Origin of the sequence: Pseudomonas sp. NY11955 (assembly GCF_048068035.1) — a bacterium.
GTDB lineage: Bacteria > Pseudomonadota > Gammaproteobacteria > Pseudomonadales > Pseudomonadaceae > Aquipseudomonas.
Genome location: NZ_JBLUPS010000004.1, coordinates 389491 through 405021 on the forward strand (window position 1 = coordinate 389491; position 15531 = coordinate 405021).

The following is a 15531-nucleotide window of genomic DNA, read 5'->3' on the forward strand; positions in this document are numbered from 1 at the left end:
GAAGCGGGCCGGATATAGTTACCGCCGCTGCAGCATCTGCCGCCCGGCACCGTTGGTCTTGAAGTCTCGCAGCATCAGCTCGTAGCCACCCTTGGCGCCGTCTTGGGCCACCTGCCGGATCTCTTCCTTGGTCAGCGATCCAGCTCCCCCGCTGAAGTGGAAGTGCTGCGTGATGCCGCCGAAAGAGAAGGAAGACTCCCCGCCGCCTCCCCACCCGCCAGCAGCCATGACCCCAAGCGAACCATCCGGCCCCCGATGAAGCGGCAGAATTGCCTCAGGGCCGGCCTCGGCGAAAATCCCCGCCCCCTTGGCGAAAGCGAACATTTGCGGGCTGTCGTAAACACCGCCGGAGAAGGCAGACAGGCTAGGCGAGTCGTAAACGCCGCCCTTGGCATTGCGAATGACCTCGCTGAACCCCGTCATGGTTCCCTGCCCCAGCGCCGAGCTGCCTCCCCCGAGGAAGTTGAAGGCGGAACCGAGGAAGCCGGCGGCGGCCTGGCGCACCTGAATGCGGATCAGGTCCTCGATGATTGAATCCGCGAAATCCTTGAACGATGCCTTGCCCGTCTTGATGAACTGGACGATCCCGTCCTCCAGATTGCTGAAGGCGTTGGTAAACAGGTCTTGGGTCTGGCCGGCCACATCTGCTGCACTGTCGAGGTAGTTCTCCAGGGCAGAAGTAGCCCCATTCGACCAGTTCGACTGCGCTTCATCGACCCGCTGGAAGTAGTTCTGCTGAGCAGCGAGGCGCTTGTTGAGCTCGTCGGTGAGAACCTGCGTTTCCTGCTGGTACAGCTCCGGGCTGATCTGCCCCGTATTGCGCTGCTCGTTCAGGGCGTTTAGGTCTTCTACATGCTTCTGGCGCATCGCCAGTTCTGCGCGCATGCGATCGCGGGCTTTGTCGCCGCGACCAATGCCGGCCAGGTCTTGGTCGTAGCCATTGATTGCTGTCTGAGTTCCCGTGGCCTGGGCGGCCTTGAACGCACTGAGTTTCAGGTCGTCCTCATTGGCCTTCTTGATCTTGTTCAGCGCATCTAGCTCGGCGGCAAGCTCCAGCAAGCGATTCTGTTGGGCCTTCGACAGGTTTCCAAGCTTGCCCTCCTGCAACTCAAATGACAGCTTCGCAACCTCGGTCGCATCCTTCTGCTTATCGCCGGTGGTGTTGATGAGCTGAATTTGCCGCTTGTAGCCCTCCTCGGTTGACTCAAAGTCCTTAAGCTGCTTTTTGGCGGCCTGCTCAGTCTCGGATGCCCCTTGGCGCTTAGACTTCGCGGCCTCGTCGTCTGCTTTCTTTTGTGCGTCACGTGCCGCTGCAACGGAAAGGATGGCGGCCTTCTCTCCTTCCGTAAGGTCGGTTCTCTCTGCAATGTAACGCTTGGCGGCATCAGTGTTGGTTTTGTCCTGTGCCGAGGCGAGCTGTTTCAACTGTTGATCGAGATACTTCTGGGTCTCCTGAGCAGCCGTTGCCCTGGCCGCCGCGTTCTGTCGCTCGGCCTTCGTATTTGCATCGGTCTCGCCCGTCAGCTCGGCCATGGCTTGCTTGAGACGATTGATTACCTCCGCCTTCTCGCTCGCCGCTCCGCCGCTTTCCTCAAGCGCATTTGCCATTTCAGCGGTGACACCTGGAACTTCCCTGATGCGATCTGCAACGTCCTTCCAGTCAACAGCCATTCCGGCAGCCTGGTCGGCTGAGGCTTTCTTCACGATGTCCATCGCCGCCTGGAACTCGGCAGGGAGCGGCGCAATTCCGCCCATAAACCCTGAAGCGCCAGCCAACCCCGCATTCGTGAGGCTGCTTTGGAATTCGAATGCGATCGACCCGGCGGCAGTTGTCAGCTCGCTTTCTGCATCCTCAATCGAGGCTTTCAGCTCCCGAAGGGTAACGGATTGAGTGGCACGGTTCAGCTTATTGAAGCGCTCAACCAGTTGGTCAATCGGGTCACTGAGGTCGCCCAGCTTTTGCTCGAGAACACTGGTGTTGTCACGCAGAGTGAGGAAGGCAGTTGCGGCGCCGATTGCCAGGGCAGCTATACCTGCGGGCCCTCCAAGCACGCCCATGACTCCTATGGACGCGCGACTAACAGTTGCTTGGGCAGCAGCGACTGCGTTCGTGGCTCGCGCTTCAAGCATCCTCGCCTCAGCGAGCTGCAGCGACATCTGGGTTTGAACGGCGGTACCGCGCGCAGCAACAGCCTCTTTTTCGGCCAAGAACACTGCTGTTTGAGCCTTCTGCTGCTCAGCCTGTGCGACCAGCAACACAGCGCTCGCCTGGGCCTTCCGAGCGATGGCGTCCGAGATAGCGCTCTTGGTCGCCATAAGCGAGGCTGCGGCACTGCCAGCAAGACTCCGGGCGTACCCAGCAAGAGCACCAACAGCTACGACGCCAGCGATATTCGCCAGCGTTTCGAAGTTGTCTCCGATGACGCTGATACCCTGGGCCAGAACCCCAGTTCCATCAGTAGTCTCGTTCAGACGACCGATGTAGACAGAGAAAGCGTTGCTGAGATTTTGCAACGCATCACGTACAGCTACACCCATGCTGTCAGCCAGTTCACCATTTGCCTGTGCCGATTTCTGCAAACCTTCGGTGAGGATATCGAGGCTGAGCTTCCCGTCTGCCCCGAGAGAACGGATCTCCTCGGCGCTCTTGCCAGTCGCTTTTGCAAGGGTGTCTACGATAGTTGGCATTGCTGCTAGGATCGACTGCCAACCATCGGCCTCGACTTTGCCAGTCTGCAGCGCTTTGGAGTATGCATCGATTGCAGATGCTGCTTTGTCAGTGGTGGCCGAGTTGGTCACAAGCAGGAAGCTGAAACTGTCCATCACATCCAGCGCTTCGCTGGTGTTGTACCCCATGGACTTGAGGCTGTCTGCCGTGCGGATGTACAGCTCTTGGGCTTCACTCAGGGGGCGATAAGTGCGTTTTGCAGTATCAAGCAACCTGTCCTGAACCAGGTTGTATTCGTTGACGCTGGAAGTCGCAAGCCCCATTCGATCAGACATCTGTGAGTAGGAGTCGGCGACATCAATAATGGAGCGGACCGAGGCAGCGCCCACCGCAACGGCTAGAGCATTCTTGATCAGCGCGCCTGCACTTTGAGCGCTTTCCCCTGCCCGATCAAAGCTCTCGTCAATTCGAGCAAGGCCGCGGTCTATTGCCGTGGCACCTTGGGCAACAGTGGACTCCGCTCTCGCGATTTCAGAGCGAAGCTGAGCAGTGGTCGCTTCAATACGGACCAGCATCCCCTGGATGTCTGAATCTGCCATGCCGATCTCCAGGCAATAAAAAGCCCGGCATCGCCGGGCTCAAGAACAGTGAATGCAACTTTTAATCGGGGCTTCTATTGGCTCGGTTCGCGGCATCGGCAACCCTCTTGGCTCTCTTTTCGAGACGCTCTTGCTGTTTCACCGGATCTCCCAGGTGTCGTAGCACAAGCGCTGCGATACCTAGAAGGAGAGCGGAGCCGAGAAAGAATACGAAAAAAGCCGCCCCTCCGGCGACAACGACAGTCGCGATTAACCCCAGCATCCAGGGAGCAATCAGGACGATTATGACTAAAAGCGCCAGTAGGATAAGTAGCTGCATGAATCCATTCCCAAAATAAATCGGGGTATAGGATAACTCCCGACACCAACTCAAGCAGCCTTTCTGCCCGTCAGAGCCTGCCGAAGCTTCTCGGCCACCGTAGTTGGTTTCTGCTTCTCCTGCTGACCGCCCGGCTTTCCGCCTCCAAACGGGCTGGTCATCTGCACCCACTCAAGCCTAGCGTCCATCGCCATGAATAGCTCAGGCAATGGGGTACCCCACGCGGTATCGGGCGACCATCCCAGCCAGCCTGTAGCGATCGAAAACAGCCGGTCGACGTAACTTCCGTCCTCAACGACGCTTACCCCGTCCCGGCTTGATCCTTTCCCTTGTCGACGCCGCGAGGGTTATAGAGCGCGACGACGTATGCGTTGAGCTGCGTCGATACTTCTAACACACCAGCCTGCCAAACCTTCTCGGCCACAGCTTCAGCTGCTTTCCCTTCCAGGCCGGCACCAGCGGCAAGGATAATTGCGCAGCCCTCCACGCTCAGGGCGTTGATCGTCTGCGATGCCCCGCGCAGGCCTCCAAATCGGCTCTCAATTGCGCGAACGGCTTTGAGGGTGGGCTGCAGGGTAAACTCCTCATCGCCTAGTTTCACGGTCACAGTGCCGTGCAAGGTGTTGTTCATAGATCAGGTCCTGTGGTGCCGGGGCTACAGCCCCGGGCTATCAAGGGGTGACTGGACCGGCAGCGATTTCCAGCACTTCAGAGTTAATACCCATGGTGATGTTCCGGCGGACCACGTTGTCAGCAGCGCCAGGTGCCACGGTGTTGTTCATCACCTTGACGCGCATGTAGAAGGTGGTTGGATTGATCACTGGAGTCGCGGTCGGATCGCCGTCGTTCAGCGTGACCTTGGCGTTGTAGTCACCCTTGCTGCGGTCCTTGTGGGCGGTCTTCACTGCGCGCTGGCCGGCATCACCGCTATCCAGGCCGACGGTGATAGTCAGATCACCTGCATCGGCAGTGCCCTTGTACTTACGCACACGGCCGTCTTTCAGCGAGGTGAAGTTAACGCTGCTGAAGGTGTCGCCGAACTCTCCCAGGTCCTCGATCTCGCCCACTTCGACGTAGGTGTCGGCCTTGTACTCGGTTTCGGTGTCTGCGCCGGTCTTGCCGCCGATGAAGAAGCGGCAGCCGGCGGCTGTATTGAGGTTGTCGTCGGCCATGGGGGTTCCTCCAAAGGCACATTGGATAAAAGCCGCGGCGCGGCCCGGTGGGTGATTCAGTGGGTAGTGATCACGCGAACGGTGATCGAGCCCTGGTAAGTGATGCCGTCGGCGTCGCGCTGAGCGTCCGCCTGCTCGACCCGGACGGACACCGCACGGCCCACCTCCAGCGGGAGGCGGCGCTCGTCCAGAGCAGCAATGACTTCGCCGTTGATGCGCTTGACCTCAGCCTGGCCCACAGCATCCGACCAAACCGACAGGTAAAGCAGGCGCGTTTCACGCTTGCGGCCCGAGATCGGGCTGCTGTTGACTGAGACCTCTCGATCGATCGAGACGTACGGCATATCAGCGTTCAGCGGCGCGCCGTCGTATATCGGGCAGCTGATTTCGGCCTGAAGCCTGGCAAAGACCGCCTCCTGCAGTGCCAGTGATGGATCAGCCATTGCCTACCCCCTGGCTTGCCTTGCGCAGTGTGCGGCGCACTGCTGCTTCAATGTCAGCCATTACATACTCCCTATTGACGTGCATTGATGGGCGCAGCCACGGATGAGCTGGCCTGGCGGGAATGTCAGGATGTTTGCCGAAGAAGTGCGTACCGTCGCTCTTGTTGCTGACGCGCCGGTTGCGATCGCCTGCTCGCTTGCCGCCGATGTAGCCCTTGGTGCCGTACTCAATGAAGCGCAGGTAGAAGAACCGCCGATTGTCCCGCTTTCCACGGATCCCGATCTGGGCGTCCAGGCCGCTGGGTGAGACGTACACCCGTAGTGCTGCAGCAGCGGCGCCAGTGTCCTTGGGCATCAACTGCCGCTGGGTTTCCAGGATGCGGTTAGCCGCCTCCAACATCGCGGGCTGCAGCTCGTTGTCCATCGTTCGATGGATATTGCGCAGTGTCCGGCGTAGCCGGATATCGCCGCGAATGCTGGACCTGCGAGCCATGGCTTACTCCTTGGCCGGATCAGCCTTCGCTGGCTTCGCGGCCTTGTCGGTTACTGCTTCGGCGTAGCCTCGAGCAATCAGGCCTTCGCCATAGGCATTGTCGACCTCGAACTCTTCGCCCTTCTCACGCTCACCAGATGCGCCCGTCAGCGGGCCTAGTGCTCGAATTTTCATTGTTCACCTCATGGGTTTGGTACCGATGAGCAGAGCAGCCTCATCAGGGTGTTATCGTTGTCCGGCAAAACCGCCTCGACCTGGTAAGTGACCCCGCGGCGTATCAGACGCGACCCGGCAACGATGTCTGAGCGCGGCCTGCCGATGATTTCGGCCGTGACAACAGCGCTCAGTTTTTCAGCAACTGCCGTTACGCGCCCAGTAGGGGTGCGAACTTCGCACCACATTTCAGGGCGGGCTGCAGGGAACCACGTCACTGAGGCTCCCCCGGACTTATTGCGTTCTTCATGTCGGTGGGTCACTTCAAACCGGTGACGTAGCGGCCCGGCTCTCATACGCCCCACCCAACACGGTGCGGGGTCAGAAGCGCCTTCGAACCTTGCGGCAGATCGGTGGCAATGGTCCCGATCACAACGTCCTCACGGTTGGCGTAAAGGTGGCCGAGGATCAGCAAACAGGCAGCCTTGATCTGCTTGTTGCAGACCATGGGGGATTCACCGGCATCCTCGGCGGCGACGGCCTCATCCAGCGCCTGCTGGTCGGCGTAAAAGCGGCGGTTCAGATAGTCTATCGCCTGCCCTTCAGCGGCCTCGATCAGGAGCTCCAGGTATTCATCATCATCATCAGGATCTCGAAGATGATGTCGTGCGATCGACATGCTGATGACCGCCATGTGTTACCCCTCCGGGCGTTTGAGGGAAGCAAGGCCGCGCTGCACCAAAGCATCGGCATGGCGCTTGTCCACCACGTAGCCTGTACCACCACGCCGACGCAATTCACCGTCATCCTGGTAGGTGCGAAGCGGGAACACTTCGATCACAGCCGGCTTCACCGCCGCAAGCTTGGAGGGGATGGCTTCGCTGAGAATGGACAGATCGGAGGCTTCACTGCCCGATGCATCTGCTGCTACCTCCGCTGCCAACTGCTCCCCCGTGGCAGCCGACAAAGACGCTTCATCATTGCCCGCATCAGATGCAGGGGCGCATTGCGCCGCCTCGGATTCCAGGCCCGACGCTCCTGCGACGCTGGTTTCAGCTGGTTGAGCAGCGGCAACACTGGCACCAGCAGAGCCGTCCTCAGCAGGCGTGGCGCCTGCATTATCGCCCGATGGATTACCGGCATTACCCGGGCTGGAAGTTGGATCAGCGGCATCTGCACCGGCTGCAACAACTTGGTCATCCGAGCTAGGGCCCAGGCCTTCCGATTGAGCCTTACCGGCCTTTCTTCCTGTGTTCGACATACATCATCTCCTTCAAGATTGGCGCCCTTGCGAGCGCCGTTCCTGCTATTGGGCAGCGTTACTCGCCAGTCAGCGGACCGGTAACAAACGCTTCCCCGCGGTAGATGGCCAGGGCCAGGCGCTGCTCGGCTCGGACGGAGACCATGTTGTTTTCGAAGTCCTTGTCGTTCTCGGTGGAAATCAGGATTTCCACGTCCATACGATCGAAGATCTGCGCACCTAGTCCGAAGGCACCGACCAAGAAGTCGTTCTGCGGCATGGCCTGGGTGGAAACCACAGGGCGGCGCCACAGGGTTGGCTGGGTGTCACCTTGAGGCTGGCCAATCAGGTAGCGGCCTTGAGCATCCTTCAGCAACTCGATCAACGCCCAGTCGATCGGGTTGAGGACGATGCCATCCGACGGGAATTCAGCGAGCTCTGCTTGCAGCAGGGCCAGGCGCAGCCGGTCGATACGTTGTTCGCCAGTTACTACGACGCCGCCAGGGGCCGCGTAAATCTGCGCGGCGGGAACGATGCCGCCGATATTTGCACCGGTGCCATTACCAAAGAGCAGCTGGGACTCTTCGGCCAACTTGAGGCCGTAGTGGCCGCGAGCGTCGATGAAGCTCTTGAGGGCCGGGGCGTCGTCGAGAATCTGCCGGCTAGCCTTGAACAGGTGAGCCAAGGTGCGCACCGGCGCGTTTTCCAACTTGAACTTGATGTCGGAGTACGGCTTAGATCCGCCTTCCGCCACCGGTGCGGCGTTGTTGGTAAAGCCGTCTTCTCGAACGTACTCCACGGAGTTACTGCCAGTCTGGCCTGGGGCGATCAGATCGCGGATGGTCAAACGACGCTCGGGCATGGCTTGGATGCCATAACGGCGGTCAGGTGCCACCAGGTCGCCAGCAGAGCCGGGAACGGAGGTGATTGCCGCACGAGTCACAGAAATGCGGCGGGAGCCGCGGAAAGAGGAATCGACGCCTTCCATTTCCTTAGAGGCAGCGACGATTTCACCGGCCGAGTGCTGACGCTCAGGCTGGCCACGGTCGCGGTTGGCGTTTACAAGCTTCTGCTCAGCCTCTTGCAGGCGCGCCGAAACCTCGCCCTGCTTGGTTAGCAGTTCATCGACCCTCGCGCGGGTTTCGGCATTCATTTCACCGGAGGCCTTGATTTGCTTCTCGGTCGCCTCGGCCTGGCTTTTGATCTGATCGCCAATGCCCTTGAGGCTGGCATTGAGTTCCTTGACTTGGGCTTCAAAGTCCATGGTCAGTTTCCTTTCAGAGAATTGAGGATGTTGGTTGCCGCGCTCAGGGAGGCGGAGAGGTCTGGCGCGACAGCGCGGGGCTTATCGGTCGGGGCAGCGTTATGCGTGCCCCCGCCGGCAGCGCGAGGCATGCCGGACTTGAAATTGGCGAACAATTCTCGGCGCTCGGAGCGAGGCATGCCCCCTTTGGCCAGGGCGACGTCCATGGCCTTAAGCGCATTGTTCTGGGCGGCATCCTCGGTTTCGCGCTCGATGACTTCGCTGGAAGACAACAGCCCAGTGGCCAGGCCAAGCTCCACGGCACGCTTGCCACGGATGTAGGTTTCATCGTCCATCAGCTCGGCCATGTCCTCCGCCGACTGCCCACTCGTCTCGGCATAGAGGTCGGCCATGGCTGCATCGAACTCCTCCATGTCATCGGCGATGTCACGTAGGTAGTTGCGATTGCCGGCGAGCCAGGTCCAGCAGTTGTGGATCATGAGGAAGCCGCTACTGGCCACCTCTCGCGTGCTACCCGCGAGATAGATGATCGAAGCAGCGCTGGCCGCCATGCCGAGCACCTTGGTGGTGACCTTGTGGCTGTGTTCGCGCAGGCGGTTGTAGATGGCGATGCCTTCGAACATGTCACCGCCAGGCGAGTTGATGTACACGACCACGTCACGCTCACCAATGGCGCGCAGCGCGGCATCGATACGCTTCAGCGTGACGCCCTCGCCGTACCAATCCTCGCCGATCACGCCGTAAACCGTGATGGTGTCCGAGGTGTTCTCGACGGCCGCCTGTATCGCGGGGTTCCATTTATCGAGCGCGCGCGGGCTCATCTCGCTGCGCAGGCCGCGAGACTGGATCTTGTGTTTCATGGATTACTCCCGTGATTTACTTTTCCGGCTGTTGGAGCCAGTTCATCAGAGCGGCCCTTGCGGCCTGGCTATCGTTTTGCTTGCCCAACTGGTCAAGTGGCACCAGGTTGGATTGCACGGTCAGTACATCGCCACCCGGCATGCTCGGAAGGTTTTCTTTCCGCCGGCCCTCGTTTCGGGTCATGTAGCCGTTCTGCCCCATCGTGCTGAGATAGGCTGCACGGCCGGCGCTGTCCGCACGCAGGAACGCTTCAAGTGAGTACTCGGCGTAGAACTTGATCCGGTCAACCGCCGTCATGCACCACTTGTTCACGCACTGCTCGATCGGCGCCGTGAAGGACATGATGCAGTAAGTGAGAAACGCGATCTGCTGTTGTTCCAGGCCGGTCCCCCAGTTACTGCCCTTGTCGGTCTTCATCACCATCCAGGGCGGGACGCCAAACCATCGGCAGATCTCCTCGATGCTGTGCCCCCTCGATTCCAGCAGCTGCGCGTCAGCGGGGTTGATGCCGATCATCTCCGGCTTCACGCCTTGCTCGAGCACAGGGCTCTTACCGGCATTCAGCGCCCCGGAGATGGTCTTCACGTACTCCCGAAACTCAACGCGCTGGGCCGGGTTCAGTGTCTTGTCCACCGAAAACGCGACCGTTGGCATCATGCCGTTGCGGAAGGTGCTGTTGGCCGCGTCGTCTGCCGACATCGCCGAACCAAACACATCCGCGCCGTAGCGAATGGCCGAAAGGCCAACCCGGCCGTCCAAAGTGAAGGCCGGGATGTGCAGCATGTTCTGCCGCACAATCTCCCGACGCGCGCCCTTGCGAGGCTTGAAGAAGTATCTCAACCGGCCGTCATCATCGAACTCGAGGTCGACTCGGGACGGCATCAGGAAGTCCAGTGCAATGACGCGACCTGCGGAGCGGTGAATCTCGCAGTAGGCATTCCCCCACAGCAGCATCGAGGCAACGACTGCCTGCCAGAAATGAAAGGCGGCCATGTCCTCGTTGGGGCTGGTGTGCACCACGTCGTACAGCGGGAAGTCCCGCGCGCTCTCGCGACTGCCATCAGGCATTCGCCGGTAGATGCTCAGGGGCAAGCCAGCCACCGAGGTGGAGATGATGCGTACGCAGGCCCACACCGTAGAAAGGCGCATTGCCTTGTCGACGCTGACCGACTTGCCGCTGCTGGACTGGCCGCCCGCGAACGCTCCCCAGAATCCGCCATCCGATAACTTGATGCTCTTGCCCAGCCATTCACTCATGCTGGCCGAGGGCTTCGCGGCGGCAGCCCCCAATGCCTGGGATAGGGTCTTAATCACTAGTCAATCCTCTGCGGAGGAAGCCGGCGATGCAAAAGAAGCTCACCGCACCAGCAATCAGGGCCCAACCAGTGCCGGCCAGCACCCAGACCCCGGCACATGCCAGGCAGAAAGCCACCAATGCGCAGGCGATGAAAATGTAAAGTGCATTCATGCGATCAGTGGGTCCCGAATGCCAGCCATGAAGTTGTCCATTCCCCCGCGCCCCTCAGGATTGAGGCTGATCAGAGAAACGGCGTTGAATGTAGCCATCAGCGGGTCAATCTTCGCTGTGCCCGAAGCCTGCTTGGTGATCAAGAAGGCATTGGCCGACGGAACCCCTTTGGCGTTGCCGCAGGACCATGCCATGAGCGGCTGACCGCAGTGCAACAGTGTGCCCTCGGCAAGCTTGCGCTCAGTCGTCTTGATAGCGCCGGTGAGCTTCCACCCCTGGGAAATGCCAACGATTTTGTCTTCCTCGACACCGGCATCAGCCAGGGCATCCAGAACAGAGCCGATTCCTGCAGGGTCGAGCCCGACCTTGTCCAACAGGCCCGACTCGTTGATACGAGCGACGATGGCTGCGAACTGCTCCACGTCTTCACCGATCCGCTTGACGATGGTTAGGTCACCCACCGCCTCCAGATCCTTGAGCCGTGGCGCTTCGGACTTGCGGCGCTCAAGAACCGATGGGTGAGCCCAAGCGTGAGCCCAGTGGAACCAACGGCGGGTGCTCGTTTCCCGACCGACGACGGCAAGACCCAGCAAGTCGTCGAGCCCTCCCCCGTCGCCACCAACATCGATGACCTCACACCGCTCAAGGATTTCATCCAGGTTGAGCCAGGTGGCCGCCTGCGGCTCCCAGAACTCAGCACCGACCCAGGCGTCAGACATGAGGGCCAAGCCGATTTCGATGTTGAGGTGCTTGGCCAGGAAGCCGCGCAGCTCGGCCTCACCGTCGATCTCTGCCTGCATGAACAAGCGCTCAAGCGTCGGGCGATCGACTGAGAACCCCATGTTGGGGTTCACCAGGTGGAAGTTCTCTGGCTTGCGGGCGTCGCCGCTGTCGATCATCTCCTTCGAGAATTCATAGATGACCGGCAGGAAGCGATTGTCACTGATGCGGCCGTCGCGCACGCCGCGGGCATAGTTCAGCTTCGACCGGAACACACCAGCTGGCGGTTCGTTCGACTGCGTGGTCAGCCAGATGACGAAGCCTTCGGGCCTGGACAGCAGGCCGCCGGTGGCCTCTCGAATCATGTCGGCTGCTTTCGGGTTTTTACCGAACAGCCAGGCCTCATCGATCAGTACGCCCACGGCCTTTTTGCCACCCACCACGTCGCTGTCAGCGGCGACGACCTTCAGCGTGGCGCCGGTCTCTCGATGGGTGATCAGCCGAAGGTGTGGCTGCACATGAAGCAGGTCCTTCAGCTCTTCGTCGTTGTTGACCATGTCCTTCGCCGGCACGAAGGCGTTGTCGGCAATCTCTTTGGTCGGCGCGAGGATGATGAACTCGGCCGACATCCGCCAATTGCGCACCAGGGCTGTCAGCATGATCGCGGCGGCGATGGTCGACTTGCTGTTCTTCTTCGGGATGCAAAGCATGAACTCCCGAATCAGGCGCTCACCGGTCTCGCTGTTGTAGCTGCCGAACACGGCCCCAGCGAAAGCGAGCACCCACGGGGCGCATGCGCTCTCAATAGTTGGGCTACCCGGGGCATCTACAATGCGGAGCCCCTTGAAGACATCGAGGCTTTCTTCTGCCTCTTGGGGAAAGAGCGGTTCAGGGATGATGGATTCGCTGGCAGCCAGGCGCCGCCACCAGTCAGGGCAGGCTGTTGTCCAAAGCATGTGTCACCCCTTGACGACTGTGAGGGGCGGCTTGCTCTGGGAGTACTTGCCCTTGCCTGCCTCTTTCGCGGCCTCCGCCTTCTGCTCTTTCTTGCCCGCCTCTGCCTTCTTCCCGTGGATGTACGGCACGGCCGTCTGCGCAGCGTTGCGCCGGTCGAAGACTTTGGCTCGAGGCTCGTTCATCAGCGCGATCAACCACTCGAGCGGATCCTGTGTTTCTGGCAGACAGCTCAGGAACTCGCCATCCGCCTCATTGACCTCGAGAGGGTCATCTGTGGCCTCATTGGCCTTTGCTTTTCCTCTGCGTTTTTTCGGCTCAGGGTTAACACTGAGCTCTGCTCTACGAGCCAGAATTGCGGATGCGATCTTCGGATCATTGGCCCAGCGCGAACCAGCTGCAGCAGCCGTCGAGGGCTTACTGCCCGCGGCTTCCGCTGCTTCTTTGTTGGACGCACCCCGGGCCTTAGCGTCAACAAACTGTCGCTGTTTGTCTGTTAACACCATTAACAAAAACCTTCAGGGGGGAGAAAAATGTCTACGTGGGGTCGGTGGCGGTCTAGCTAGATGAGAATCCCTAGCTTTTGCCCCCCCTACCCCATTCGCAGCACGTCAATGGCGTGTCACTCTGTCGCCGGGCTGGGTTTCGGCAATCCGCTGACGTGTCAGCCACCCAGCCCCGCCGCCTCCTCGGCCTGCTTGACCGAGTCGTGGCAAGGCTTGCAGAGGCTCTGCCAGTTGGTCTGATCCCAGAAGAGAACCATGTCTCCACGGTGAGCAACGATGTGGTCGACAACCCCGGCCGCAGCTGTGCGGCCGTTCCGCTCGCAGTACGCGCACAATGGGTTGTCACTTAGATACTGCTCTCTCGCCTTCTGCCATCGATAGTCATAGCCTCGCTGGGAGCTGGTCATGCCGCTTCGCCAGCTGCCGGGTGCGACTACCTTGACCCGTGAACCTGCGCTCTCCTTGATGCGAGAACCGAGCGTCTTGAGCCTGGCCATCAGCCGTCGACCTTCCGTTCCGCCCAGCGCCTGCCAAGCTGGCGAGCCTGCTCAACGCCAAGCACGCCGACAAAGCCAGCGGTGGCGAACGACCAAGCGATGCTGAGGCCGAACTCCTTCACGGTAAGACCGACCACCATCACGATCAACGCGCCAAGAGTAGCCTCAATCAGCTGTCGGACTGGGCGGGTTTCCTGGCCATCGTATTGAATACGCAACCAGGTCAGGGCGAATGTCAGGCCCATCGCCAGGCCGTTCTCTCTTAGGGCTGTTAGTACAAGCACCCAGAAGGATGGGTCTTTCTCTGGCATATGGACCATCTCGATTCCTCCCGTTGCGGGGAGCACAAATGAAAAAGCCCTGACAATTGCCAGGGCTTGTTGGTGAAACTAGGTACTGCTAGTAAATTTTCTGAATCTCGACGCCCTTCGGCACCAAAGTACCTTGGCTGAAGTCTTGGCTGTAGGTGACCAGCACGTCAGCTACGATCTCGGACTCAGTTTTAGCTTTAGCGGTATCGGCATCATCAGCAAAGGTCATCCGAAGCCTTTTCTCAGCAGATATGGTCGGTAGCACGACCCACCAGCCGGTATCTTCCTTGTCGCGATCAAGCGCCCTGATCGAGACAGGAACCCTCTCGTAAGCCAGCACCTGGTCCTTAACTTTGAAATCCGGAGCCTGCGGAGTGTCACGCGCCATTTCGACGGAAACGTTCAGCTCCGCGCCCTTGTCACCCGCGTATAGGGTTCCGCCGTTCTCAGTACCGGCTGGGGCAATGAAGTTCATGGCAGCAGCAACTGCTTTTTTCTTGTCTTTGGACAAAGCCGCGTCGATCGCTTTCTTCAGCTGGTCTTCCGACACAGAAAGGGCGTCGGCGCCTATGTTAATGATCGTATTGTTGTTGGCCTGGATCGATGGAGTATTACCGCCAGTGAAGCTGTCGTAGGCCGCAACCGCTCCTACAGCCACCATGGTCAAGGCGGCCGCTACCACACCAGCACAAGCCACATACCGCAGCCCCGTCCCCATCTTCGTCCCCTGAAGCCATACCTTGAATTTTTCCTTCTCTGCCTCTGTAAGGAACATCAAGAGGCATTCGAAGTTTTCTTTGAGGCTACCTGTCTCAATCCGCTCGACCTTGAGTTCGACCCCGTCGATTTTCGCGCCGCTGAGCTCAGTGAAGAATCTTGGTAACGATTTCGCCAGCTTATCCAGGCCATCAAGGGACTTGATGATTTCAGGGATAGGTACAGGCGTCTTGGTATCAAAGTAGAACGCGAGCGGTAAAGAGACAACGATATCGTTCACAGCAGACTCCTTTCTCAGTGCGAAAGGACTCTACATTTCCAGATATCATTTTGCTATCAGCTTGACCACGAAAAAGCCCAGCACTATGGCTGGGCTTCTTGGGTCAGTCCTCAACGTGCGCAGGAATGACAGGATGGGGATAATTTCGCTCAGTCGCTCACTGATGTCAACAGGCAATCATGCAGCCTCTTTCATCAGCAGGCCCTCGGCTTCCAATATCACCCGCACCTCTGCCAGCGCATCGTCGATCATCCCGTCCAGCTTCTCGTTGATGTCCAGCCTCCACCGCCGGCGGGTCGACTCCGGCGTAGCATCGAGATCCCAAGTGTTCATGTCGTAGAAGCTGTCCGGCAGAATGATCACATCCTCTTCGACTGCCTCGATCCTTTTCTTCGCTGCCTGGCCAGCGGCAACTGCAGCATTTACTGCGGCCTCCCGGCGCCAAGGCGAAGCATCCAGCGGGATATCCACCGAAACAGATTGCGGCGCCTTGCGGCGTGCTCCCTTGAGCTTTGGAATGGCCCAGGCGGTCACCGCCTTGTAGATGAACAGTGTCGGCGCAGGGCTCGCGATGAGTGGCCGGATCAGCGTGATCGCCTGAACCTTCTTCGCTTTGTTGGTGCTGTATTTGGCGACCAGTGCATCCCAGTGCCTACCCTTGAGCATGTGGTGCAGGCGGGCAGACAGCCAGTAATCGATCTGCGTACGATCGATGCCGCCCGATCGGCCGCCCAATGAGGCCAGGCAGCCGCCCTCCTCCTCTGCCGACTTGTACAGCTTCTGCCAGGCCTGGGCCTTTGCCGATCCCTTCTCGCCCGCCGCCAGAGCGGCAACTACTGCACCCGATACGCTGCTATAAATCATGT

18 protein-coding genes are annotated in these 15531 nt (G+C 59.6%); all 18 read right to left on the reverse strand.

Annotation, left to right across the window (positions count from 1 at the left end):
* Window positions 1–18: 18 nt before the first annotated feature.
* Entirely contained in the window at window positions 19–3267 is a 3249-nt protein-coding gene (locus ACNFBR_RS10300) for a phage tail tape measure protein (protein ID WP_416734831.1), read from the reverse strand.
* 620 nt (window positions 3268–3887) lie between these two features.
* The gene (locus tag ACNFBR_RS10305; RefSeq protein ID WP_416734832.1) at window positions 3888–4217 is read right to left on the reverse strand and encodes a hypothetical protein; all 330 of its coding nucleotides are present in this window, start codon (window positions 4215–4217) and stop codon (window positions 3888–3890) included.
* Window positions 4218–4257: 40 nt separating this feature from the next.
* Complete coding sequence (locus ACNFBR_RS10310; RefSeq protein ID WP_416734833.1) at window positions 4258–4758, reverse strand: hypothetical protein; 501 nt, start codon at window positions 4756–4758, stop codon at window positions 4258–4260.
* Window positions 4759–4814: 56 nt separating this feature from the next.
* Complete coding sequence (locus tag ACNFBR_RS10315) at window positions 4815–5201, reverse strand: DUF3168 domain-containing protein (RefSeq protein ID WP_416734834.1); 387 nt, start codon at window positions 5199–5201, stop codon at window positions 4815–4817.
* A complete protein-coding gene (locus tag ACNFBR_RS10320; RefSeq protein ID WP_416734835.1) occupies window positions 5194–5694 on the reverse strand; it encodes an HK97 gp10 family phage protein in 501 nt (166 codons plus the stop codon). The genes ACNFBR_RS10315 and ACNFBR_RS10320 overlap by 8 nt, the downstream gene beginning before the upstream one ends.
* 3 nt (window positions 5695–5697) lie before the next feature.
* Window positions 5698–5868 (reverse strand): DUF7302 family protein, encoded by a 171-nt coding sequence (locus ACNFBR_RS10325; protein WP_019750982.1) that lies wholly within the window; start codon window positions 5866–5868, stop codon window positions 5698–5700.
* Between the two features lie 8 nt (window positions 5869–5876).
* Window positions 5877–6203: a head-tail adaptor protein gene (locus tag ACNFBR_RS10330; RefSeq protein WP_416734836.1), complete on the reverse strand. Its 327-nt coding sequence runs from the start codon at window positions 6201–6203 to the stop codon at window positions 5877–5879.
* Window positions 6200–6541, reverse strand: a complete 342-nt coding sequence (locus ACNFBR_RS10335; RefSeq protein ID WP_416734837.1) for a head-tail connector protein — start codon at window positions 6539–6541, stop codon at window positions 6200–6202. Before ACNFBR_RS10335 ends, ACNFBR_RS10330 begins: the two co-directional genes overlap by 4 nt.
* Before the next feature lie 3 nt (window positions 6542–6544).
* The gene (locus tag ACNFBR_RS10340; RefSeq protein ID WP_416734838.1) at window positions 6545–7108 is read right to left on the reverse strand and encodes a hypothetical protein; all 564 of its coding nucleotides are present in this window, start codon (window positions 7106–7108) and stop codon (window positions 6545–6547) included.
* 58 nt (window positions 7109–7166) lie between these two features.
* On the reverse strand, window positions 7167–8351 hold the full coding sequence (locus ACNFBR_RS10345) for a phage major capsid protein (protein WP_416734839.1): 1185 nt from the start codon (window positions 8349–8351) through the stop codon (window positions 7167–7169).
* Window positions 8352–8353: 2 nt separating this feature from the next.
* Window positions 8354–9211: a head maturation protease, ClpP-related gene (locus ACNFBR_RS10350; protein WP_416734840.1), complete on the reverse strand. Its 858-nt coding sequence runs from the start codon at window positions 9209–9211 to the stop codon at window positions 8354–8356.
* Window positions 9212–9227: 16 nt separating this feature from the next.
* On the reverse strand, window positions 9228–10526 hold the full coding sequence (locus ACNFBR_RS10355; protein WP_416734841.1) for a phage portal protein: 1299 nt from the start codon (window positions 10524–10526) through the stop codon (window positions 9228–9230).
* A 150-nt stretch (window positions 10527–10676) separates the two neighbouring features.
* Window positions 10677–12356, reverse strand: coding sequence for a terminase large subunit (locus tag ACNFBR_RS10360; RefSeq protein WP_416734842.1), 1680 nt, complete (start codon window positions 12354–12356; stop codon window positions 10677–10679).
* 3 nt (window positions 12357–12359) lie between these two features.
* Window positions 12360–12860, reverse strand: coding sequence for a terminase small subunit (locus tag ACNFBR_RS10365; protein WP_416734843.1), 501 nt, complete (start codon window positions 12858–12860; stop codon window positions 12360–12362).
* 158 nt (window positions 12861–13018) lie between these two features.
* Window positions 13019–13357: an HNH endonuclease gene (locus tag ACNFBR_RS10370; protein WP_416734844.1), complete on the reverse strand. Its 339-nt coding sequence runs from the start codon at window positions 13355–13357 to the stop codon at window positions 13019–13021.
* Window positions 13357–13668: a phage holin family protein gene (locus ACNFBR_RS10375; RefSeq protein WP_416734845.1), complete on the reverse strand. Its 312-nt coding sequence runs from the start codon at window positions 13666–13668 to the stop codon at window positions 13357–13359. Before ACNFBR_RS10375 ends, ACNFBR_RS10370 begins: the two co-directional genes overlap by 1 nt.
* An 88-nt stretch (window positions 13669–13756) precedes the next feature.
* Window positions 13757–14665, reverse strand: coding sequence for a hypothetical protein (locus ACNFBR_RS10380; protein WP_088512197.1), 909 nt, complete (start codon window positions 14663–14665; stop codon window positions 13757–13759).
* Between the two features lie 177 nt (window positions 14666–14842).
* Entirely contained in the window at window positions 14843–15529 is a 687-nt protein-coding gene (locus ACNFBR_RS10385; RefSeq protein WP_416734846.1) for a hypothetical protein, read from the reverse strand.
* Window positions 15530–15531: the final 2 nt, after the last annotated feature.

Bases quoted from the DNA above. Each gene is read 5' to 3' on its own strand.
- ACNFBR_RS10360 (WP_416734842.1), bottom strand. From the start codon at position 12,356: ATGCTTTGGACAACAGCCTGCCCTGACTGGTGGCGGCGCCTGGCTGCC.
- ACNFBR_RS10385 (WP_416734846.1), bottom strand. From the start codon at position 15,529: ATGATTTATAGCAGCGTATCGGGTGCAGTAGTTGCCGCTCTGGCGGCG.
- ACNFBR_RS10330 (WP_416734836.1), bottom strand. From the start codon at position 6,203: ATGAGAGCCGGGCCGCTACGTCACCGGTTTGAAGTGACCCACCGACAT.
- ACNFBR_RS10325 (WP_019750982.1), bottom strand. From the start codon at position 5,868: ATGAAAATTCGAGCACTAGGCCCGCTGACGGGCGCATCTGGTGAGCGT.
- ACNFBR_RS10375 (WP_416734845.1), bottom strand. From the start codon at position 13,668: ATGCCAGAGAAAGACCCATCCTTCTGGGTGCTTGTACTAACAGCCCTA.
- ACNFBR_RS10310 (WP_416734833.1), bottom strand. From the start codon at position 4,758: ATGGCCGACGACAACCTCAATACAGCCGCCGGCTGCCGCTTCTTCATC.
- ACNFBR_RS10370 (WP_416734844.1), bottom strand. From the start codon at position 13,357: ATGGCCAGGCTCAAGACGCTCGGTTCTCGCATCAAGGAGAGCGCAGGT.
- ACNFBR_RS10300 (WP_416734831.1), bottom strand. From the start codon at position 3,267: ATGGCAGATTCAGACATCCAGGGGATGCTGGTCCGTATTGAAGCGACC.
- ACNFBR_RS10305 (WP_416734832.1), bottom strand. From the start codon at position 4,217: ATGAACAACACCTTGCACGGCACTGTGACCGTGAAACTAGGCGATGAG.
- ACNFBR_RS10345 (WP_416734839.1), bottom strand. From the start codon at position 8,351: ATGGACTTTGAAGCCCAAGTCAAGGAACTCAATGCCAGCCTCAAGGGC.
- ACNFBR_RS10320 (WP_416734835.1), bottom strand. From the start codon at position 5,694: ATGGCTCGCAGGTCCAGCATTCGCGGCGATATCCGGCTACGCCGGACA.
- ACNFBR_RS10315 (WP_416734834.1), bottom strand. From the start codon at position 5,201: ATGGCTGATCCATCACTGGCACTGCAGGAGGCGGTCTTTGCCAGGCTT.
- ACNFBR_RS10365 (WP_416734843.1), bottom strand. From the start codon at position 12,860: ATGGTGTTAACAGACAAACAGCGACAGTTTGTTGACGCTAAGGCCCGG.
- ACNFBR_RS10340 (WP_416734838.1), bottom strand. From the start codon at position 7,108: ATGTCGAACACAGGAAGAAAGGCCGGTAAGGCTCAATCGGAAGGCCTG.
- ACNFBR_RS10335 (WP_416734837.1), bottom strand. From the start codon at position 6,541: ATGGCGGTCATCAGCATGTCGATCGCACGACATCATCTTCGAGATCCT.
- ACNFBR_RS10350 (WP_416734840.1), bottom strand. From the start codon at position 9,211: ATGAAACACAAGATCCAGTCTCGCGGCCTGCGCAGCGAGATGAGCCCG.